This is a genomic window from Endozoicomonas sp. ALD040 (assembly GCF_049275945.1).
Classification (GTDB): Bacteria; Pseudomonadota; Gammaproteobacteria; order Pseudomonadales; family Endozoicomonadaceae; genus Endozoicomonas_A.
The window spans coordinates 1,223,267-1,247,759 of record NZ_CP184829.1; the positions used below are offsets into that span (position 1 = coordinate 1,223,267).

Annotated in this window: 6 protein-coding genes; all 6 read right to left on the reverse strand. The window is 50.1% G+C overall.

From position 1 onward, the window contains the following. Positions 1–417: 417 nt before the first annotated feature. Positions 418–627, reverse strand: a complete 210-nt coding sequence (locus ACOJUN_RS04055) for a hypothetical protein (protein ID WP_422135390.1) — start codon at positions 625–627, stop codon at positions 418–420. A gap of 217 nt (positions 628–844) precedes the next feature. After that, positions 845–1,033, reverse strand: coding sequence for a hypothetical protein (locus ACOJUN_RS04060; RefSeq protein ID WP_422135391.1), 189 nt, complete (start codon positions 1,031–1,033; stop codon positions 845–847). A 217-nt stretch (positions 1,034–1,250) separates the two neighbouring features. Beyond that, the gene (locus tag ACOJUN_RS04065) at positions 1,251–1,538 is read right to left on the reverse strand and encodes a hypothetical protein (RefSeq protein ID WP_422135392.1); all 288 of its coding nucleotides are present in this window, start codon (positions 1,536–1,538) and stop codon (positions 1,251–1,253) included. Between the two features lie 63 nt (positions 1,539–1,601). Beyond that, positions 1,602–8,954 (reverse strand): AAA family ATPase, encoded by a 7,353-nt coding sequence (locus tag ACOJUN_RS04070; RefSeq protein ID WP_422135393.1) that lies wholly within the window; start codon positions 8,952–8,954, stop codon positions 1,602–1,604. Positions 8,955–9,101: 147 nt separating this feature from the next. Next, on the reverse strand, positions 9,102–16,718 hold the full coding sequence (locus tag ACOJUN_RS04075) for an AAA family ATPase (protein ID WP_422135394.1): 7,617 nt from the start codon (positions 16,716–16,718) through the stop codon (positions 9,102–9,104). A 161-nt stretch (positions 16,719–16,879) separates the two neighbouring features. After that, the gene (locus ACOJUN_RS04080) at positions 16,880–24,454 is read right to left on the reverse strand and encodes an AAA family ATPase (protein ID WP_422135395.1); all 7,575 of its coding nucleotides are present in this window, start codon (positions 24,452–24,454) and stop codon (positions 16,880–16,882) included. Positions 24,455–24,493: the final 39 nt, after the last annotated feature.

The following is a 24,493-nucleotide window of genomic DNA, read 5'->3' on the forward strand; positions in this document are numbered from 1 at the left end:
CATGCTCTGAGGTCGTCATTCCCGCGAAGGCGGGAATCCAGCGCCAACGGTGGATCTCTGCCTTCTCGGGGATGACAAGGCCAGGGGGACACCGGTCAGTATGGTTCTGGTGGTGAGTCAGTGTGGATTCCCGCCTTCGCGGGAATGACGAGAATGAAGCCGGGAATGACGGGAATGAAGCCGGGAATGACGGGAGTCAACTCGTTCCCACGCTGGAGAGAGTTTTGCGACACCCTCCAATTCGAGGGTGTGATGTCAAGGCTTTTAAAATGATTCAGACAACGAATTCAAATTCAAGCTGTCCAAAAACTCTACTCGTTCCCATGCTCTGAGGTCGTCATTCCCGCGAAGGCGGGAATCCAGCGCCAACGGTGGATCTCTGCCTTCTCGGGGATGACAAGGCCAGGGGGACACCGGTCAGTATGGTTCTGGTGGTGAGTCAGTGTGGATTCCCGCCTTCGCGGGAATGACGAGAATGAAGCCGGGAATGACGAGAATGAAGCCGGGAATGACGGGAATGAAGCCGGGAATGACGAGAATGAAGCCGGGAATGACGAGAATGAAGCCGGGAATGACGAGAATGAAGCCGGGAATGACGGGAATGAAGCCGGGAATGACGGGAGTCAACTCGTTCCCACGCTGGAGAGAGTTTTGCGACACCCTCCAATTCGAGGGTGTGATGTCAAGGCTTTTAAAATGATTCAGACAACGAATTCAAATTCAAGCTGTCCAAAAACTCTACTCGTTCCCATGCTCTGAGGTCGTCATTCCCGCGAAGGCGGGAATCCAGCGCCAACGGTGGATCTCTGCCTTCTCGGGGATGACAAGGCCAGGGGGACACCGGTCAGTATGGTTCTGGTGGTGAGTCAGTGTGGATTCCCGCCTTCGCGGGAATGACGAGAATGAAGCCGGGAATGACGAGAATGAAGCCGGGAATGACGAGAATGAAGCCGGGAATGACGAGAATGAAGCCGGGAATGACGAGAATGAAGCCGGGAATGACGGGAATGAAGCCGGGAATGACGGGAGTCAACTCGTTCCCACGCTGGAGAGAGTTTTGCGACACCCTCCAATTCGAGGGTGTGATGTCAAGGCTTTTAAAATGATTCAGACAACGAATTCAAATTCAAGCTGTCCAAAAACTCTACTCGTTCCCATGCTCTGAGGTCGTCATTCCCGCGAAGGCGGGAATCCAGCGCCAACGGTGGATCTCTGCCTTCTCGGGGATGACAAGGCCAGGGGGACACCGGTCAGTATGGTTCTGGTGGTGAGTCAGTGTGGATTCCCGCCTTCGCGGGAATGACGAGAATGAAGCCGGGAATGACGAGAATGAAGCCGGGAATGACGGGAATGACGGGAATGAAGCCGGGAATGACGGGAATGACGGGAATGAAGCCGGGAATGACGGGAATGACGGGAATGAAGCCGGGAATGACGGGAATGACGGGAATGAAGCCGGGAATGACGGGAATGAAGCCGGGAATGACGGGAATGAAGCCGGGAATGACGGGAATGAAGCCGGGAATGACGGGAGTCAACTCGTTCCCACGCTGGAGAGAGTTTTGCGACACCCTCCATTCGAGGGTGTGATGTCAAGGCTTTTAAAAAGATTCAGACAACGAATTCAAATTCAGGCTGTCCAAAAACTCTCCGGCAATTTTTGTCAGTTCATTGGGTTTCAGGACCAGGGCATTACTGGCGTTGAGTGCCTGCCTTATGTAGTCATCCCTGATAAATTTCTGAAAAAAGAAGTTGGTACCAATTTCTAACATCATGGCATGCAGCTCTGCTGGAGAGGATGGATCATGAGCGCCACAGGAGTGTGGCCCGGCGTAAGCATTGGTCCAAAAATACGTTAAGCAACCGCCGTTCGAGTTTGCCACTCCATACAGATAATGACTGAAGGCTTGCTTAATTGCTTCCCAGCATTGTTTTTTAAAATTTTCCAAAAGGTCAGATGATTCCTCATCAGGTTTTTCTTTGATGTCTTCCAATAACTGCTTCAAGCTCGGGCTATTCTCAGCTTTTAGTTGGATCAGAGCCCCGGCCTTTTCAATTAACCCGCAGTCGAACCATAAAGGTCGCCCCAGCATAATCACCGGACGGTGGTTCGCCGTGCCAGGGTTTAACCGCGCAAAGGCGGGCTGATGCACCAGCATTCGTTCAATATTCGGAACTCCCTGAGGTTCGTCCGTCCAGGCGGTCTGTAAGGATGAGTGGGCCATTTTATTTTCAAGGAGTGGCGAAAACCCACCATGACAATGAGTGACGAAAAAGGAATAATCTTCGTAGTTTTGTAAATAGCCAAAAATGTATCGCCATTCATGGCTGTTTTTTTCCCTGGAGAATAATTCCGTATACCACTTTTTCAGGCAATGGTTAGCATTTACCTTCAATTCATCGATGCTTTCCAGACGCGCTAATAGCTGATGATGCTGAGCGGCATTCATAACATGGTTATAGTAGATCGGCAGTGGATCCAACCAACCCGATACCAGGGCTTCATGGGCAAGGCGAATAAACGGAGGTATGGCCAGGGATTTGCTATCCAATAAACTATTCATTGATCTCAACCACCTTGTTGGGATTGATCCACCCTGAGCAATTATTTTTGAGTACAATAACTTGAGTTGTCCAATGACCTGATCGGCATTATCGTTGGACAATATTTTTCTTACTGCATCCGACATCGTTGTATGTTCATTCTCATCATTGTTATAGACCTCAGCGATCAAAATCCTGTCGCGATATCTTAATGCTTCTTTTTCCAATAATATTGAGACACCCATGGAAAAACTGGCTAAATCTCCTTCCTGCCAAAGTTTGTCTACCATATCGGAGCTGCTTAGACTGCCTTTTGGCAATGCACCGTTAGTCTCAAGGGCTTTGTTCAGTTCCCCAATGCTGATGCCGCAGGAGCTAGCCAGAGCTTGCTGTTGTGCCAGGTCAGCACCTTTCAGGAGCTCCTTCAGTTTCTTTGACTCAGTGCCAGAACCACTGACCCTCCTGGTAGGCTGGAAGACAGACGGGGTTTCTGTCACCTCGGCAGGCGCCCCGAGCAAATTCACTGACTCCCAGGTTTGGCCGCTATCCATGGAACACTCGGCAAAGGCGTGAGTAAGGTTGCCAATTTGCCGACACGGAATCCCGAAATAGCGACATAAAGCGACAAAAACAGGCACACGATGACGACAGCTTCCTTGCCGTTTTGTTACCAGGAATTGAAAGAAATTTTCATTGCTCTCTGCTACGGCGTTACCGGAGAACTGTTGGCAATAGTCCTTGATCGCCTCAATGCGTTGCGTCGTGTTTTTAGCGTTTTTGATTTTCCATAAAGGCAGCTGTTCTGCGGTTGGTTGTTGCAGGCCTTCAATGGTCTTGAACAATCGGTCCAGTACAGTTTTCATACCTTCTGAACAGTGGGCGTCAAAGCGTGTTGCCTGTTTCGGGAGGGCTACTTTGGCGGGTGTTTTCATGCCCGCTTCTCTGGGTTCTACGACATAGGCAGCTTCAATACTCTGGAAGGGTTCGGCCTCAGGAACAGACAGTGTGTGGAGACCAGTATATCGATCCCTGGTCAGATTATATGGCAACTCGGGTTTTATACGCAGGGTGACGATATAGTCGTTAGCCCTCAGGCTGGGCAAGGTACATCGACCCTTGTGCAATGGGATGATCAGGGTCGCCAGTGTTTGATCGCCGGCTAGTGTCACTTCCTGGTCAGGCCCCGGTAAACTGTCAGGTATCAGGGTTTCAACTCCCTGAATATGTTGATCATTAATATCGATCAGTTTGATATCACCCTCGGCGGTCACATAAATATCTTCTGCCTGCCAGCGATACATATTGGTAGGAAAGCTCTCTGTATCAAAAATTTTATGATCGACAACTTGCCGCCGCTCCAGGTGCGAATAGTTCGTTTCCTGGTCCAATGCTGTAGCCTCTTTCTCATGGACTTCCGGATTGTATTTTTCAGAACTGTCAAGCCAATGGTTCGGCAGATCACTTATCTGTTGCCAAAACGCAGGCCATGATTGAACTTCATTGGCGTTCCACGCCCTTATCAGCTCATCAGCCTTCCGAACATAAGGCAGGCAAGCCGATATTTTCAGCGTTTGTTCCTGTTCTCCTGTCAGAGGGAACAGGTTATTGGCGTCCACGCCCGTGCGACCAAACTCACGAGTAAACCAGCGTCGCTGCCAGTGTCGGTAAAGTGCACGGGTGAGAATATCGTCCGACTCATCCGGCTTCAGGGAAAGACCGGATGCCTGCCATTTGGCTCTGGCCACCCTTTTGATAATTTCCGTTTTGGCTTCCTCTTTACTCAGCTCAGCCTCAATACGAATCTCATGATTGTTTTCATCAATACTGTTGATATCACTGCGTCGTATCAACCACGGACGACTAATGCCCGGTACCCTTTGGTTGAACCAATAGCAAAGTTCAGAATCAAGCTTGCTTTTACCTATGACGAGAGCCGATGATTCTGGCAGTTTCTCCAGCGACAGGTTGGCTGCCATCAGGTAAAGCCGGTAGTGCTTATCAAGGCATTGATGCAGTCCGTTTTCACTAAAATCGCACCCTCTGGTAACAGCCCTGGCAACATTCTGCAGATCAAGGCTGGTCGGCTGCAACGGCAGGTTTTTTCGATGCAGGTAAGCCCTTAATCGGCAATGTAACTGAGTCAGTCTTTCAGCCGCGAATTTCCCCTCCGTGGTCTGAGGCAACACTTTTTCGGCAATGGTCTGCAATTCGGTCTGCTTATACTGCCGGATCGGCAAATGTCTGAAACGGCCTTTCAGAGCCGGTGATAGGGGCTTTCGCCCGCTGTACTCAGGCGGGTTGATGGTGGCAAACAGATGGAAGCCCGGATGAGCATCACCGGCCAGAATATCGTTCAACTCACCTTCCAGATGCTGGCTGTCGATCAGATTCATTTCCGAAATTACCAGAATACCGCCTTGCACTTTTGCTTTCTGGATCGCTTCACACACTTTATCCCAGGAACAATCACAAGCATTCAGGAGAAATATCTCTGGCATGGTTTCTCCCTTTTTCTCAGCCTGTTGTTTAACACTTTCGATCATCAGGTTCAGCGTCGCATCTTTACCCCGTCCAGCCGGGCCTTCAATCAGCGTCGCCTGACGGCCGCCGTGTTTTATCTTGCGATGATAAGCTTGCTGACAGCGACTTAAATCCTGTCCCAGCCGTTGCACCAGCTCACAGACTGCCGATCCGGAGGTATCAAACTCAGGTCGGTTTTTTTCAGCGAATTGCATGAAGGGCTGCTGTATATCGTTCAGGATTTTTATACGAACGTTGTCGCTCAATGTGTTGTCCAGTGGGTAACGGGCAGCAAACCAGATTTCCAGTGCCGAAAGGGCATCCTGTTGAGTCTCGCTGATTTCGGGACCCAGTAGATCCCGGAAACTTTGCTGGATCAAACTGTTCACTTGCGCACAGCTAACACGGTCTCCTTTGGATAACGCACGATCCAGATACCAGCCCACCCAACTGCAGATATCGGTTAAATCCCTGGGGGTAAACTCATGCTCTCGTAACAGTTCCTGATAATATTGCCAGAGTGTCATCACACTCCCGGCAGCACTGGGTAGAATTTTGTTTATTTGAGGTCCTGTCAGATGTCGTTGTAACTGATTGAACAGAGCCGGTTCCACCACTCTGTCCCGAAGGAATGCCCGGTCTAACCGAGGGTAGTAAGCCCTGGGCAGTTTCTCTTTCAGGACTGGGTCCAGCTGGCGCCCGGAATAATGATCCGGGTTGCCGGTGAGAATTACCCGGTGTTTTGCGCTGACCCTGACAGGATGACCATTTACATAGATGCAGGGTTGCGGTTCCCACAAACCGTTCAATGACGCCAGCGATCCGGCTTTGGCCAGATTGGCTTCATCCAGCACCAGGGTGATAAAGTTTCCTCCGACACAGCCTTCGTCTGTGTCGGATCGGGTCCTGGCCCATTCCATCAACGTCCGGTTCTCCAGCTTCATAGAGCGGTCGCCATCGGCGTGCTTCTGCCACTGCCAGCGTTTCATCAGGGTCTGTTCGCTGTCACAAGGTCCAAGGGAAATGATCGCAGCCTGGCCTGAAGCCTTGGCCACTTTGGCAGAAAAGTAACTTTTTCCGGTGCCGGTTTCCCCCTGCAGGAATATAACGGGAGAGTCAGTAAGCCGGTCATGGAGTCGGGATAATCGACGACTTTCACGATCCTTCTGACCCATCTCGCCGTGATAAAGATCATGAGCCAGTGCTGACAGGGACTGATCATTGGAACCCGTCCATTTCATTGATTCAAACAGTCGATTTTCTATGCGTTCAATGCGCTCTGCGTCAGGATTCTCAGTGACATATTCTCCCCTGGCAATATGGAAACAATCAGTGGCCAGGGCGTGAATGACATTGGATCGGATCTGCCCCGCTGGCAAAATTAACAGCCAGCCACAAGCCAGTGCATCCTGCAAACGTTTAATCTGTCTTGCTGGCCTGATGGCTAAGGGTTGAGAGAGCTCTGCTGTCGCCGGATCGACTTCCAACTGATACGCCATTGCATCCCGTTTTTCTTCAGGCCCGTGAGCCGCGATCAGGGCACAGAGTCTGTCCAGAGCTTCTTCTTGATTGCTCAGTGGAAATGGACTGCCATATCTCAGTCGTAATTGCTGGGCTTTAAATACTGCCGGGTCAAAGGCTCTGGCCAGTTGCCAAAGGTTTTCCTTCACAAACTCTCTATCCAACCGTGGGGCACTATTGATGATCTCATACAAGCGATCCGGGTCTACCCATGCAGCTTGATTCTCATTTGGCTTTTTATTGATATCCAGCGTCTTATCCGGTAGCAAGTGCCAACAAGCCACTTTCATAAAATCACGCACAGATGGATGTTGCCGGGCGCCATGAGTGACGACACTGTTGATGGCCTTTCGCCAGTGGCAGGGCAGGAGCAGTGTCGACTGGTCAACCTGTTGTGCTCTGCGGGCAGCGAGTATCAGGTTATTCAACAAGCCTTCGGTGATTTCAGGCAGAGGTTTACAAAGGCCGCCGGGTACGGTTTCAAAGGCTTCGTAAACTTCATTAAGCACTTGTTCTGGCAGCTCAGCCCGGTGGATACCATGCCTGAGGGCATTGCTCTCCCAGATATCAACCTCAGGACAGGGTTTACCCATGGCAACCATCAAGCTCAATACTGAAGAGGGGCTTTTCGCAGACTCAGGCCAGAGTAGGGTGACATGAGCGTCCGGGTAGGCCTGTAATTGGCCACTTACCAACAAAGGTTGCCCAACAACCAGGGGCTCCAGAAGCTGCGCAAGTGCGGGATTACTCTCGAGTCCCAGGATTACTACCGGCTTACCAGCGGTTAATGCCTTCTGGAAATCACTTTGACATCGCCCAAAATGGGCTTTTTGTTCCGAGGTTATATGGATATTGTCAAATAGCTGGCTGAAGCTTGTCTGCTCATTGACCTGAATGACCAGAGGTGCTTTCGGGTGATCATTGATCCAATGGCGTGCCTGGGCATTTTGCTGATAAATGACGGTTTCAAAGGCAGCCTGGTCTCCGGTTTTTTCCTGTGGGATGGACAGAGGCTGCTCATCGTTTTCTGCTAATCCCAGGGCTTTCGGCTGCTGTCTTGAATGAGCCACCTGAAGTCGGGGCTCCAGACCTGTTGTCTCGCGAATCGTCTGCAGTGAACCCAGCAAACGAAACCAGAGGGCTTCATTAAGAGCTGAGCTTACGGTGACTGCACCGCCCGCCATAACCTGTTCCAGCAAGCGGGAGTTAGGCGCAGCATAACCTTCCGGGTTAATGGCAACGGGGCTCAGCCATTCGCTAATATTACTCTGGTTAATAATGATCGGGTTTCCCGGTGGGTTATGGGAAAGTCCTGCCTCATCAGGGCGGGACAGGGCCCGGAACAGTGAATGAAGCTCTTCATCCCCTACCGGCATCTGATAAAACTGAACATCGTCGGGTAAATGACAGATCTTGCCATTGCTCTCAAAGCACTTTTGCGCCAGCATTTGTCGCATCGTCTGTTCAAATGCCAGATCCTTCCAGTTGGCTCCTTTCAATATTACCCGTTGTCCGATCTTTAATGATTCAAGCTTGCCGGGGATGTGCCGGATTCGTCCCCTTTTATCCACTCCAGGGCCGCCCAGCAGCAACTGTCGCCAGCTGCTGTGCAGGTGACAATCAATAAGAAGGATATTGTCGTCATCCACAGCGCTTTCAGCAGGGGGGAGCTCAGCCAATACAGGAGGGACTTTGGCTTTTTGTGCGTTGAACTGCCAGGTATTTTCCGGGCAATTAATTCGGCGCCAGAAATCAGCCCCCGGTGCATCGGCCCCCAGTGCTTCGTCACGCTGCCCAACCGATGTTAACTGTGTGGGGTCTGCCAGAACCAGCAAGGAAACGTGCTCCCCCAGGGGACGTTTGTTCTGGCTGACATTGTCGTACAGACAGGGGTTATCCGGATCCAGTAGATCGTTGAATTTTGACAGATCCCCGCTGGTGAGCTTTCGGATATCCAGCACCAGTGTTAATGGTCTTGAACCCTCGAACAGCTTGCCTGAACGAAGGGCGTGGCGACCATCGTCGGAAATGCTCAACCGGGTCACCAGATTAGCCTGTGAGAGATCATCGGGATGGGAAATAAGGGTGACATCCTGATGCTCATCACCGGTTCGGGTAAACAAAAGTTGACGAACCTCATCATCACTGGCAACAAAAAGAAAATCAAAGGCATGAGGGGTCTTTGAGTGTGAGGATACGGTTCTCGCTTTATCAGGCGATGTTATCGGAGTTGACGATCTGTTGAGTTTGGCGGTTATTTCAGGGCAGGTTTGTACAGCCTTTGACCATGAATCCAGTTTTGCGCCATTGTCTCGTACACCAGTGTTAACCACGGAGTTGTTTATTTTCTCATTAATCCGACCATCCACAATCAATCTCTCTCCTGTCATCTGAAGGACCGCATTGAAAATGTTTAATGATATGACCTTCAGACAGGATGGAAGTTCCGCTTGAATAGTTAGCCGTCACCATTGGAGGAAGTAGTCGATCTCGAAAAACTCATCATGACCAAACGGTTACCAGGTGTCCAATGACTCATAAAGCGAGTTCAGGTTCACGCTGTTTAAAAACTCTTCGGCAATGGTTGTCAGCTCAGCGGCTCTCAGCACCAGAGCGTTACTGGCGTCCTGTGCCTGTCGTAAGTAGTCATCATTGAGACTTTCCCGAGTCAGAGAGGGATCCAATTCTTCCATTATGGCATTCAGCTCTTCCGGAGAGGAGGGATCATGAGCGCCATGGGAACCGCTAACCGAGATCTTGGCCAGGGCGGCAGAATCGCACCAACAATACGTTAAGGAGCCGCCTTTCGAGTGTGTCAATCCAAACAGATAATGACTGAAGGCCTGACGAAGCGCCCGGGAGTACTTGCTTTTTAAGTTATCCACAAGTGTTTGCTCCTCAGGTGATAACTTAGAGGGCTCGGCTTCGTATTTGTTTTGCGTAGCAATTGGTGTTTCCTTAACTTGAAGCAGTAATTCGTCCATGTTTGTAATGTTGCTGCGAACACTCATTCCTATTAACTGTGCAAAGATCTCGTCTAATTCTTGCCCAAGATAGTGGCGTTTTTCTTTTTCGTTTATCAGATATTGATCGATTTTTTCCATTAACGGCTTCAATACCGGACTGTTCTCAACTTCCTGATAAAGCAAGGCTTTAGCCTTTTCATCAATCACTGTGGTAAACCAGCAAGGTTGCCCCAGGATAATCACCGGGCGGCAGTTTGCCTTACCCGAGATTAACTGTACAAATGCAGGATTATGCGTCAGCATTCGTTCTATATTGGGAATGCCATTGGGTTGGTCCGTCCAGGCCTCCTGTAAAGATGAGTCGACAATACTTTTTTCAAGGGATAACGAAAACCCATCATAACTATCAGTGATGAAGGCGCGGGTATCATCTTTATTCTCTTGGAAGCGCTTATAAAACAACTGCCATGCCTGGCTATTTTTTTCCCTGGAATAAAATGTCTGATACCAGTTTTTCAGGCAATGGGCGGCTTTAACTTTCAGCTCGTCTACGTTTTCCAGGAGCAACAATAACAGATGAAGTTTCGTGGTCAGTGCAGGATGTTTCACATTGACCGGCAGTGGTTCAAGCCAACCTGATTCCATGGCTTCATAGGCAAAGTGAATCAGCGAAGGTTTGGCTAAGTCTATGTCTATCAGTATGTCCGTTATTAAATTCAACCACTGATGAGGGCTTGCTCCGGCCTGACCCATTATTTTTGAACGGAGTGACTTGAGAAGCTCAGTGACCTGATCTTCATCACTGTTGGACAGTATATGTCTGGCTGCCTCCGATATTGCTTTAAATTCATTCTTGCCCCAGGCCAATGCATCTGTCTTCAGAGACTCGATCACCGAGACAGCCATGGAAAAACCGGCTAAATCTTTTCTCTCCCAGAGGTTCTTCAGAATACTGGAAGGACCCGGATTCGTTGCAGACCACGCACTTTCTGAAGCAAGGGCTTTGTTCAGTTCCCCGAGGCTCATGCCGGAAGCTTCAGCCAGAGCTTGCTGTTGTGCAAAATCAGCCCTTTTCAGGAGATCCTTAATCTTCGCTGACACATGATTGGAATTCCTCAACTTCCAGATGGGCCGGGAGTCACAGTTGATTTCTCTTGACCCTACAACTGGACCGCCTAAATTCGCCGATTTCCAGGTTTGACCGTCATCCACGGAATACTCAGCAAAGCAATGGGCAGGGTTGGTGATTTGCCGGCATGGAATCCCGAAATAACGACAAAAAGCAACGAAAACAGGCACACGATGACGACAGCTACCTTGTCGCTGTGTGACCAGGAATTTAAAGAAATTTTCACCGCTATCTGGCTGAGTCTCGCCGGAAAACTGTGTGCAATAGTCCGTGATCGCCTTAATACGTTGCTTTGTGTTTTTAGCTTTTTTTATTGTCTTCAAGCCCTCCCGAATTTCGGATGGCTGATCGGCAATGTTCTTAAACAATTCATTCAGTACCGTTTTCATACCCTTTGAACAGTAGACGTCAGGCCGTGTTGATCGTCCTGCACGGACTGCTTCAGCCGGTGTTTTTTTGCCCGGTGCTCTCGGCTCTACGACATAAGTCACGTGAATAAACTGATCGGCTTTGGCCTCTGGAACCGACAGCACGTGAAGTCCGGTATATCGGCCCCTGATCAGGGTAAATGCCATCTCGGGTAGTATACGCAGGGCCACGATAGACTCGTCAGGCGTCAGGCTGGGCAATAGATACTGCCCATTCTTCGATGTCGTTTTAAATTTCGCCAGTGTTTGAACTCTGGTTAATGTCTCTGGCAGTTGCTGCGACGGTGTCAGGGTTTCAAACCCCTCAATGTCCTGATCATTGATATCGAGCCGTTCGACATCACCCCGGGCAGTCACATTAATATCCTTTACCCACCAGCGATTCATCACGGGTGCAGGGGACTCGATATCAAAAACTTTATAGTTATAAGGCTGTGGCGTCTCCAGATGCTCATAGTTAGTTATCCGGTCCAACATCGTATCCTTATTCCTGAGGGCTCTCAGGATGTGTTTTTCAGAATCGTCAAGACTGTCGTTCGGCTGACCGCTTGCCTGGTGCCAAAACGCAGGCCACAATTGGACTGGGTCTGAGTTCCATGCCCCTATCCGTTGAACAGCCTCCTGAAGATAAGGCTGGTTAGCTGACATTTTCAGCGTTTGTTCCTGTTCTTCCGTCAGGGGAAAGACGCTATTAGCAGCCACGCCCGTCTCGCGAAACTCATGAGCAAACCAGCGTTGTTGCCAGTGTCGGTAAAGTGCCTGGATGAGCATATCGTCCGACTGATCCGGCTTCAGGGGAAGACCGTATGCCTGCCACTTGGCCTGAGCCACCCTTCTGATGATTTCCGCTTTGACCTCCTCGTTATTCGGACGAACCTTAATGCGAATTTCATGGTTTTTTTCATCAATACTGTCGAGGTGACCGAGTCGTATCATCCACGGACGATCAATGTTGGGTACTGTTTTGTTGAACCATTCGCAAAGTCCGGAATCGAAGACTCCTTTATCCATGGCAAGCGTTGATGACTCTGGCAGTTCCTCCAGCGATGTACTGGCGGCTATCAGGTAAAGCCGATAGTGCTGATTGAGGCATTGATGCAGTCCGTTGTCGCTAAAATCGCCCGCTCTGGTAACAGCCTTGGCGACAGTTTGTAAATCACGGCTGCTGGGCTGTAACGGCAGGTTTTTCTGTTTCAGGTCAGCCCTCAAGCGACAATGTAGCTGGGTCAGCTTTTCAGCCGCGAATTTCCCCTGGGTGTTCTGTGGCAACACTTTTTCGGCAATGGTCTGTAATTCGGTCGGGTTGTACTGCCGGATCGGCAAATGTCTGAAACGTCCTTTCAGCGCCGGTGATAAGGGTTTTCGACCGCTGTATTCAGGTGGGTTGATAGTGGCGAAAAGATGGAAACCCGGATGCGCGTCACCGGCCAGAATACCGTTTAACTCACCTTCCAGGTGCTGGCTGTCGATCAGATTCATTTCCGAAATCACCACGATGCCGCCATTGACTTTTGCCTTCTGGATCGCTTCACGCACTGTGTCCCAAGAGCAATCACAGGCATTCAGGGGAAAGACCTCTGGCATGATTTCTTCCCGTTCTTCAGCTCGCTGTTTGACACTTTTGATCAGCAGATTCAGCGTGGCATCTTTACCCCGTCCAGCCGGGCCTTCAATCAGCGTTGCCTGACGACCGCCGTGTTTTCTGTCGTGATGATAAGCCTGCTGACAGCGGCTTAAATCCTGCCCAAGCTGTTGCGCAAGTTCACGGACTGCCGATCCGGAGGTATCAAACTCAGGTCGGAATTCTTTGGTAAATGCTTCGAAGTCCCGCTGAATATCTGGCAGGGTGTGGTTATGAACCTTGTCGCGCAGGCTATTGTCCAGTTCGTAACGGGCAGCAAACCAGATTTCCAGTGCCGAAAGGGCATCCTGATGCGTCTCGCTGATTTCGGCACCCAGTACATCCCGGAAACTTTGCTGGATCAAACTGTTCACTTGCTCACAGCTAACACTGTCGCCTTTGGACAACGCACGATCCAGATACCAGCCCACCCAGCTGCAGATATCGGTTAAATCCCTGGGGGTAAACTCATGGTCGGGCAACAGCTCCTGATAATATTGCCACAGTGCCATCACACTCTTGCTGGCCTTATGTGCAATACCGTTTATTTGATGGCGTTGTAAATGATTGAGCAAAGCCGGTTCCACCACCCTGTCCCGAAGGAAAGCCTGATCCAGGCGTGGGTAGTAAGCCCTGGGCAGATTTTCCTTCAGGGTCGGGTCCAGCTGACGCCCGGCATAATGATCGGGGTTGCCAGTGAGAATTACCCGGTGTTTTTCGCTGACCTTGACAGGATGACCATTCACATAGATGCAAGGTTGCGGTTCCCATAAGCCGTTTAATGATGCCAGCAATCCGGCTTCAGCCAGGTTAGCTTCATCCAGCACCAGGGTGATGTATTCTCCATCTTTGTCGGATTCGCTATTGGCCCATTCCATCAATGTCCGGTTTTGCTGAACCATAGAGCGGTCGCCGTCGTCTTGTTGTTGCCACTGCCAGCGTTTCATCAGGGTCTGTTCGCTGTCAGAAGGTCCAAGGGAAATGACCGAAGCCTGTCCTGAAGCCTTTGCCATCTTCGCTGAAAAGTAACTTTTTCCGGTGCCGGTTTCTCCCTCAATGAATATAACGGGAGAGTCTTTAAGCCGGTCATGGAGCCGGGATAATCGACGGTTTTCACGATCCTCCTGCCCCATCTCGCCGTGATAAAGATCCCGGGCCATTGCTGACAATGGCCTATCACCAGAACCCGACCATTGCAATGAATCAGACAGTCGATTTTCTATTTGTTCAATGCGTTTCGGGTCAGGATTCTCTGTGACAAATGACCTATCACCAGAATCCGGCCATCGCAGTGAATCAGACAGTCGATTTTCTATGCGTTCAATGCGTTCTGAGTGATTCTCTGTGACATATTCTCCTCTGGCAATGTCTAAACAGTCGGAGGCCAGAGCGTGAATGGCATCGGATCGGGTCTGCCCTGATTGCGAAAGTAACTGCCAGCCACAAGCCAGAGCATCTTGCAAACGTTTAATCTGTCTGGTTGGTCTGATCGCCAGGGATTGCCAGGGCTTTGTTGCCGCCGGATCGACTGCCAACTGATAGGCTATGGCCTCTCGTTTATCCTCAGGCCCATGGGCCGCGATCATGGCACAGAGCCTGTCCATAAAGTCTTTTTCACTCCGCTCTGAAAACGGACTTTTATAGGACAGCTGCAATTCGGCATCTTTAAACACGGCCGGGTCAAAGGCCCGGGCCAGCGGCCACAGGTTCTGCCTGACAAACTTTCTATCCAGTCGCGGGGCGCTATTGATGATGGCAGCTAACTGATCCGGGTCTACCGAGGCGGCCTGATCCTTATCCGGTAACAAGTGCCAACAAGCCACTTTCATAAAATCACGCACCGCCGGAAGCTGACGGGTACCATGGGTAATGACGCTATTGATGGCCTTGCGCCAGTGGCGGGGTAAAAGCTCTGAGGAATGGTCAACCTGCTTTGCTCGTTGGGCAGCCAGTATCAGGTTACTCAACAACCCTGCGGTCATTTTTGGCAGGGGTTTGCACAGGTATCCAGGTACGGTATTGAACGCTTTGTAAAGTGAGTGAAGGGCTTTCTCTGGCAGTTTTTCCCGGCGGATATGATGCTTGAGGACATTGATATCCCAGGGGTCGGGCTCTGGGTACAGCTTACTCTTGGCGACCATCAAACGAAATACTGAGGATGGGCTTTTCACAGACTCAGGCCAGAGTATTGTCACATCAGCTTTCGGATAGGCCTGTAATTGGCCATTCACCAGCAAAGGTTGCCCGATAATCAGGGGTTCCAGAAGCTGCTGAAGGGTTGGATTGCTCTCCAGCCCCCGGAAGACCACCCGATTGCCAGTGGTCAATGCCTTTTGCAAGTCACTCTGACTGCGTCCGAAATGTGCCTTTTGTTCCGAGGTGATATAGATATTATCAAATAGCTGGCCGAGGCTGGTCTGTTCATTGACCTGAATGACCAGAGGTGCTCTCAAGAAATTATTGACATGATAATTTGCAAAGGCAGGTTGCTGATAAATGAAGGCTTTAATGTCGGTTTGCTCTTTGATTTTTTCCTGCAGGTGACGCTTATTGGCCAGAGAGTACGCATCGTTTTCTGTCAGTCCCAGAGCTTTCGGCTGTTGTCTTGAATGAGCTACCCGAAGTCGGGGCTTCAGGTCTGTGGTCTCGCCAATAGTCTGCAGAGAACCCAGTAAACGAAACCAGTGTGCCTCAGAGAGAGGAGAGGTTACGGTGACCACACCTCCTGCCCGAAGCTGTTCCAACAGACAGGTGTCGGGGACTGCATAGCCTTCCGGACCAATGGCAATCGGGCTCAGCCATTGGGCAATATTACTCTGGTTAATAATGATCGGGTTTTGTGGTGCCTGCCCTTTACCAAACCCTTTGTCACTGGAGCGGGACAGGGTCTGAAACAGTGAATGAAGCTCATCCTCCGCCACTGGCATTTGATAAAACTGAACATCGTCGGGTAACCGACAGAGCTTGCCATTGCTCTCAAAGCTCTGTTGCGCCAGCATCTGTCGAATCGTTTGCTCAAAGGCCAGATCCTGCCAGTTGGCACCTTTCAGAATGACCCGTTGCCCGGCTCTCAATGACTCAAGCCTGCCGGGGATATGCTGGATTCGCCCCTGCTGATCCACTCCGGGACCACCCAACAGCAACTGTCGCCAGTGGCTGTGCAAGTGACATTCAATACAAACGGTATTGTCGTCGTCCATGGCGCTTTCGGCACTGGGCAATTCTGGCAACAGTGGAGGAACCTTATTGATGGCCATCGATGGGACATTATCGGTTTTATTATCGGTTTTATTGTCGCTCTGAGCATCGAACTGCCAGGTATTGCCCGGGCGATTAATTCGCCGCCAGAAATCGGCTCCCGGCACCTCGTCTGAGCTGCCAATTGATTTCAACTGTGCAGGGTCCGCCAGCACCAGCAGGGCAACATGCTCGCCCAGAGGGCGTTTCTTCTGGCTGACTTTGTCGAACAGACAGGGGTTATCCGGGTCCAGTAGATCGTTAAATACGGGGAGTTCATCGCTGCTGAGTTTTCGGATATCCAGCACCAGGGTCAATGGCTGCGAACCTTCAAAGAGCTTGCCCGAACGCAGAAGGTGGCGACCATCAGCGGAGATGCTCAATCGGTTCAGCAGGTTAGCCTCAGAGAGGTCATTGGGATGGCAAATCAGGGTGACGTCCCGGCTTTTATCGCGGGTCTGGTCAAGCAAAAGCTGTCGAACCTCATCATCACTGGCGACAAAACGAAAATCGAAGGCATGAGTGGGCTTTGGCAGGAAGGAGTCCGTTGAGGATAGAGTTCTCGCTCTGGCAGGCAACCTCTCCAAAGACGGTGATCTCTCCAGTTTGGGCCTTACTTCAGAGCAAATTCCTACATCCTTCTTTTCCTTTGACGCTAAATCCAGCTTTGCTATCTTGGCTGCTACGCCATCATCAGGCAGGCTAAGATCAAGAGCGCGTTTTGTTGTACCTGTACCAATCTGACCATCCATAGTCCATCTCCTTGCTGTCATTAAAAAACTGATATTGAAAGTCATCAGTAATTTGACCTTAGGGTTGGAAAAAAGTTCCGATAGTCCTGACTATTGGAGGAAATCACCGATCTCAAAAAGCTCATCATGGCCAACTGGTTAAGTACCTAACCAGTTGGTTATCAGGTATCCAATGACTCAAACAGCGAATTTAAATTCACAGTGTTCAAAAACTCGTCGGCAATTTTTGTCAACTCAGTGGGTTTGAGCACCAGAGCGTTATTGGCGTTTTGTGCAAGTCGTAGGTAGTCATCCTCAAGAGACTGAATTAACACAGAATTACTTTGGATTGAAGACAACATACAACACAGCTCTTCTGGTGAAGATGGATCATGAGCGCCATAGGAGTCTGTATGGTAGGAACACCCTAAGAAAGCCTCGGTCCAGCAATACGCCAAAGAGCCGCCATTTGAGTGTGTCACTCCATACAGGTAATGACTGAGAGCCTGATAAATCGCCTCTTTGCATTTTTTTTCTGATTTCTCCAGAAGGATCTGCTCCTTAATTGATAGCTTAAAGGGCTCCAGAATCTGTTGGTAGCTGCTTTTGATTTCAAGCTGTTTTTTCTTGAATTCTTCTAATTCAATTTGACCTCGCTTACTACCCAAGTCGGCCAGCGCTCTGTTGAGTTCCAGTTCTATCGCCTGATATTTTTTGGCTTTTCCCGATAATGTCTTCAATTCCGGATTGTTCTCAGCTTTTTGTTGCAACAGAGCTTCGACCTTTTCATTAATCACTGTGTTGTGCCATAAAATATTTCCCATGATAAATACCGGACGGTGGTTCACCCTGCCCGAGATCGACTGCTCAAACGCAGGTTGGCGCAACAGCAGTCGTTCTACATTCGGAATGCCCCCGGGTTGGTCGGTCCAGCGGATCTGTAAAGATCGCTCGGGGATATTATTTTCAAGGGATTTTGAAAAACCATCATGACAGTGAGTAATGAACCAGGCACCGCGTTCATTCTTTTCGTGGCTATAAAAATCACACCATATCTTGCTATTTTTTTCCCTGTGCAACAGGGTCTGATACCATTTTTTCAGGCAATCTGTGGCTGCAACCTTCAGTTCATCGACTTTTTCAAGTGACTCCAACAGATAATGGTGTTGATCGGCCCTGATAATCTTTTCTTTGTAGAACGACAGTGGATCTAGCCAACCCAATTGCATGGCTGCTTTGGCAAAGTGAATAACCGAAGGGATGGTTAAGTCACTGCATCGCAGTATTTTATTCATTGAAGCCAACCACTGCAGGGGACTTGCTCCGCCCTCAACAATCATTTTTGAGTGCAATGACTTGAGTTGTTCAATGACCTGATCTGCATCATGGCCCAACAATATCTTTATTACTGCATCCGACATCCGATCACGGGGATTCCCATAGTGGTCGAACTCATCACCGACCAATTGCTCCTCTGAAGGGCGCAATGCTTTTGTCTCTATCAAGGTCGAGAAGATCGAGATCGAGATCGAGATCGAGACACCCATAGATATCAAGATCGAGACACCCATAGAAAAAGCGACTAAATCTCTTTGCTTCCAAAGATTTTCTACCAATCCGCCAGTACTTAGATATTCATCGAGCAATGTACTGTTTGTCTCAAGGGCTTTGTGCAGTTCCTCGAAGCTCATATGACAGGCTTCAGCCAGAGCTTGCTGTTGTGCTGAGTCAGCACCTTTCAGGAGATTCTTAATCAGATCCCCGATCTTTGAATCAGTGCTAAACGTTACGACCTCCCCGGAAGACTGCTGGTCAGGTGTAATTTCTATTATGTCCATGGGCTCCCCGCCCAAATCCACTGCCCCCCAGGTTTGGCCTCCATCCACGGAATACTCGGCAAAGCTGTGGATGCGGCTACTAATTTCCCGACAGGGAATCCCGAAATAACGACAGAAAGCTACAAAAACAGGTACACGATGACGACAGCTACCTTGCCGCTGTGTTACCAGGTATTGAAAGAAATTTTCATGCTCTTCTGGTGCAGCGCCACCGGAGAACTGTTCGCAGTATTCCGTGATTGCGCTAATTCGTTGCCTGACGTCTTTAGCGTTTATTATTTTGTGCAACGGTGCCTGTATTTCGGCGGGTTGTTCGTTGATGTTATCAAACAGTTCCTTCATTACGGACCTCATGCCTTCTGAACACTGGACGTCAAAAAGGGCTTCTTTAGCAGCCGTTTTTTTGCCCGGCTTTGTGGGTTCTACGACATAAGTACATTGAAAACTCTGGCCGACTGCGGCCAGAGGAATAAACAGTGTATGCAGCCCGGTATAGTCGTCCCTGATCAGTTTAAATGGCAAACAGGGTTCTATATGCAGGGCCATGATAGTGTCACTGGCCGTCAGGCTGGGCAATAGACATTGACCGTTCTTTGGTGATATCTCAAGGGTCGCCAGCGTTTGATTTCTGGTTAATATCACTTCCTGGTCATTCCCTGGCAACTGGTCAGATGTCAGGGTTTCGATCCCCAGAAGGTGTTTACTATCAAGATTGATCTTTTTGATATCACCCCTGGCAGTGACACGAATATCCCATGCCTGCCAGCGATACATCTCAGGGAGATGCTGCGAATCAAAAACTTTATAAAGTTCAACCTTTTGCGTTTCCTCATCCTCATAGTTCGTTTCTCGGTCCAAAGCCGGAGCTTTTTGTTCCTCGACTTCCGGGTCGTAGGGTTCAGGAGCGTCGTCACTGCCAATAGCTGATGCTGTGTTAATAAAGTCGTTTACCCAGCGGTTCGGCAGATCACTGATCTGATGCCAAAATACGGGCCAGCATTGAACGTCATTGGCCTTCCATGCCTGTATCTGCTTATCAGCCTCCTGAAGATAAGGCTGGAAAGCAGGCCTTTTCAGTGTTTGTGCCTGCTCTTTGGTCAGGGGAAATACGCTATTAGCGTCCACGTCCGTAAGGTCAAACACACCAGCGAACCAGCATTGCTGCCAGTGTCTGTAAAGTGCCTGTGTGAAAATATCGTCCGACTGATCCGGATTCAGGGAAAGACCGAATGCCTGCCATCTGGTCTGGGCCACCATCCTGATGAGTTCCCTTTTGGTTTCCTCTTTAGCTGGACGAGTCTTGATACGAATTTCATGTTTTTTTTCATCAACACCGCTGAGATGACTGCTTCGTATCAACCACGGACGATCAATGTCCGATACTGTCCGATTTAACCATTGGCAAAGTCCGGAATTAAATTCACTTTTCTCCACGGCAAGAGCTGATGACCCGGGCAGATTCTCCAGCGATAGATTGGCGGCCATGAGGAAAAGCTGGTAGTGCTGAGTGAGGTATTGATGAAGTGCTTTATCGGTAAAGTCGCCTCCTTTGAAAACAGCCCTGGCGACATTCTGAAGATCAAGACTGGTCGGCTGCAATCGCAGTTTTCTCTGTTGCAGGCAAGCCCTTAAACGACAATGTTTTTCTGTTAGCTTTTTAGCGACTGATATCCATTCCGGGGACTCTGGCAACACCTTTTCGGCAATGGTCTGTAATTCTGCCGCGTTGTAGTGCCGGATGGGTAAATGTCGAAAACGCCCTTTCAGCGCCGGTGATAAGGGTTTACGCCCGCTGTACTCAGGCGGGTTGATGGTGGCAAACAGGTGGAAACCCGGATCGGCGTCACCGGCCAGAATATCGTTCAATTCACCTTCCAGGTGCTGGCTGTCGATCAGATTCATTTCCGAAATCACCACGATGCCGCCTTTTATTTTTGCCGTCTGGATCTTTTCGCACAGTTCGTCCCAGGAACAATCACAGGCATTCAGGTAATAGACTTCCGGCATGGATTCTTGCCGTTGCTCAGCCTGCTGTCTGACGCTTTCAATCACCAGGTTCAGCGTGGCATCCTTGCCCCGCCCCGCCGGACCTTCAATCAGTGTCGCCTGACGACCGCCGTGTTTTCTTTCGTGATGATAAGCCTGCTGACAGCGGCTTAAATCCTGTCCAAGTCGTTGCGCCAGTTCACGGACTGCCGATCCGGAGGTATCAAAGTCTGGTCGGATTTTTTCGCTGACTGTACTGAAGGTCTGCTGCATTTCCTCCAGGGTTTTCTTATGAACTCTGTCGCTCAGGGTGTTCTCCGGTTCGTAGCGGGCAGCAAACCAGATTTCCAGTGCCGACAGGGCATCCTGATGCGTTTCGGTGATTTCAGGGCCCAGTACATCCCGAAAACTTTGCTGTATCAAACCGTTTATTTGCCCACAGGTCACACTGCCGCGAGCGGGCTGAGCACGATCCAGATACCAGCCCACCCAGCTGCAGATGTCTGTTAAATCCCTGGGGGTAAACTCATGGTCGGGCAAGAGTTCCTGATAATATTGCCAGAGCGTCATCACACTTTTGCTGGCACTGTGTGCAATGTCGTTTATTTGCTGCTCCAGCAGATGCCGTTGTAGATGCTTTACCAGAGCGGGTTCCACCACTCCGTCCCGAAGGAATGCCTGGTCTAACCGGGGGTAGTAAGCCCTGGGCAGTTTCTCTTTCAGGACCGGGTCCATTTGACGCCCGGCATAATGATCCGGGTTGCCGGTGAGAATCACCCGGTGTTTTTTGCTGACCTTGACAGGATGACCATTCACATAGATGCAGGGTTGCGGTTCCCATAAGCCGTTCAATGATGCCAGTATTCCGGTCTGGGCCAGGTTGGCTTCATCCAGAACCAGGGTAATGTACTCTCCGTCTTTGTCGGATTTGGTATTGGCCCATTCCATCAACGCCCGGTTTTGCTGCACCATAGAGCGGTCGCCATCGGCCTGTTGTCGCCACTGCCAGCGTTTCATCAAGGTCTGTTCACTGTCGGAAGGTCCAAGGGAAATGACTGAAGCTTGTCCTGAAGCCCTGGCCATTTTGGCAGAAAAGTAACTTTTCCCGGTGCCGGTTTTTCCCTGCAGGAAGATAACAGGAGAGTCCGTAAGCCGTTCATGGAGCCGGGATAATCGTCGGCTTTCACGATCTTTCTGATCTATCTCGCCGTGATAAAGATCCCTGGCCAGCGCTGACAAAGGCATATCAGTGGAGACCGTCCATTTCAATGATTCAGACAGCCGAAGTACTATACGATCAATGCCTTCTGCCTCAGAATTCGCCGTTCTGGCCATGTAAAAACAATCGCTGGCCAGCGCCTGAATGGCATCGGACCGGGTCTGCCCCAATGGCAAGTTTAACTGCCAGCCAGAAGCCAGCGCATCCTGCAAGCGTTTAATCTGTCTTGATGGCCTGATGGCTAAGGGTAGACAGTGTTTCGCTGCCTGCGGGTCCACCGCCAACTGATAAGCCATTGCCTGTCGATGTTCTTCAGGCCCATGGGCCACGATCAGGGCGCAGACCTTGTCCAGAACTTCTTTTTGAGCCCACCCGGGCAGTGGACTTTCATAGGACAGTTGTAATCCTTCAAACGAGTTCTCCATCAAGACTGCCGGATCAAAGGCCCGGGTCAGCCGCCAGAGGTTCTGCTTCACAAATCTTCTATCCAACCGCCGGGAACCTTTGATGATGGCCGTTAACTGATCCGGGTCTACCGTGGCGGTCTGATTCTTATCCGGTAACAAGTGCCAACAAGCCACTTTCATAAAATCACGCACAGTCGGGTTCTGTCGGGTGCCATGGGTGATGACGCTATTGATAGCCTTTCGCCAGTGGCAGGGCAGGAGTTGCAAGGACTGGTCAATCTGTTGTGCTCGCCGGGCAGCCAGTATCAGATTGTTCAACAACTCTTCAGTTATTTCTGGCAGTGGGTTACAAAGGTGAACAGGTACGGTTTTAAACGCTTCGTAAAGTTTATAAAGCGCCTGTTCTGGCAGTTCAGTCCGTGGGATACCATGCCTGACGACATTGATATCCCAAAGATCGACCTCAAGACACGGGCTACCTTTGGTGATCATCAGATTAACTATTGACGACGGGCTTTTTGCAGACGCAGGCCAGAGCAGGGTGACATGAGCTTTTGGATAGGCCTGTAATTGGCCATTCACCAACAGAGGTTGTCCAATAATCAAGGGTTCCAGGAGCTGCTGAAGCGTTGGATTAGTCTCCAGCCCCCGCAATACCACCGGCTTGCCAGCGGTTAATTCCTCCTGCAACGCACTCCGACCTTGTCCAAAACGGGCCTTTTGTTCTGAGGTGATATGGATATTATCAAATAGCTGGCTGAAACTGGTCTGTTCATTGACCTGAATGACCAGAGGTGCCTGCGGGAGACCATTGATCCAATGATTTGCCTGAGCATCTTGCTGATATGTCACTGTATCAAAGGCACCAGGATTTCTGACTTTTTCCGGTGGTTTGGGCAGGGGGTATTTATCGTTTTCTGTCAAACCCAGGGCTTTTGGTTGTCCTTTTGCATGAGCCACCTGAAGCCGGGGCTCCAGACCGGTTGTCTTCTGAATAGTCTGCAGTGAGCCCAGCAAACAGAACCAATCTGCCTCAGTGAGAGGAGACGTTACGGTGACGGCACCACCGGCACGAACTTGTTCTAACAGGCAGGTATTAGGAACTGCGAAGCCTTCCGGAGCAATGGCAATAGGGTTCAGCCACTGGGCGATATTACCCTGGTTAATAATAATCGGGTTTCCTGGTGTCTGATCTTTATCAACTCCTTTATCACCTTCTTTGTAACAAGAGCGGGATTGGCTTTGAAACAGTGAATGAAGCTCGTTATTCCCCAACGGCATTTGATAAAACTGAACATCGTCGGGTAACTGACAGACCTCGCCATTGCTCTCAAAACAGTGTTGCGCCAGCATCTGTCGCATGGTCTGTTCAAAGGCCAGATCTTCCCAGTCGGCCCCTTTCAGAATCACCCGTTGTCCGGCCCTCAATGTCTCAAGCCTGCCGGGGAGGTGCTGGATTCGCCCCTGTTTATCCACTCCGGGGCCGCCCAGCAGCAACTGTCGCCAGTTGTTGTGCAAGTGACATTCAATAACAACGGTGTTGTCGTCTTCCATAGCACTTTCGGCAGAGGGGAGTTCAGCCAATAACGGAGGTAACTTGTCGGTCTCCATCAATGGGTCATGGCCAGTCTGTGGGTTGAACTGCCAGGTATTTTCCGGTCGGTTAATTCGTCGCCAGAAATCAGCACCGGGGGCATTGCCACTATGGCCAATTGATGCCAGCTGTGCAGGGTCTGCCAGAACCAATAGAGAAACATGCTGGCCCAGAGGGCGCTTCTTCTGGCTGACTTTGTCGTACAGACAGGGGGTATCCGGGTCCAGCAGATCGTTAAATTTGGGCAGCTCTTCGCTGGTGAGCTTTCGAATATCCATCACCAGAGTCAATGGCTGTGAACCTTCGAACAGCTTGCCTGAACCCAGAGTGTGGCGACCCTCTTCGGAAATACTCAACCGGCTCACCAGGTTAGCCTGTAAAAGGTCATCGGGATGGGAAATAAGGGCAACATCACGATGTTCATCACCGTCAGTAGCAACCAAAAGCTGTCGAACCTCGTCATCGCTGGCGACAAAACGAAAATCAAAGGCATTAGAGATCTTTTGAAGCGATGAGTCCGTTGAGGATACCCTTCTCGGTTTAGCAGACATCACACCCGGAATTGACAATTTATCGAGTCTGGCAGTTACACTGGTGACCTTGGCAATACTTAGCGGTAAATCCAGCTTTGCTCTTTTGGCAGGCGTGTTGGCAGGCGTGGCAGTATCGTGAACGGGCGCCTTTATTTTCTTACCACAAATACGACCATCCATAGTCCGCCTCCTGACATCTGAAGGATTAAATTGAAAGTG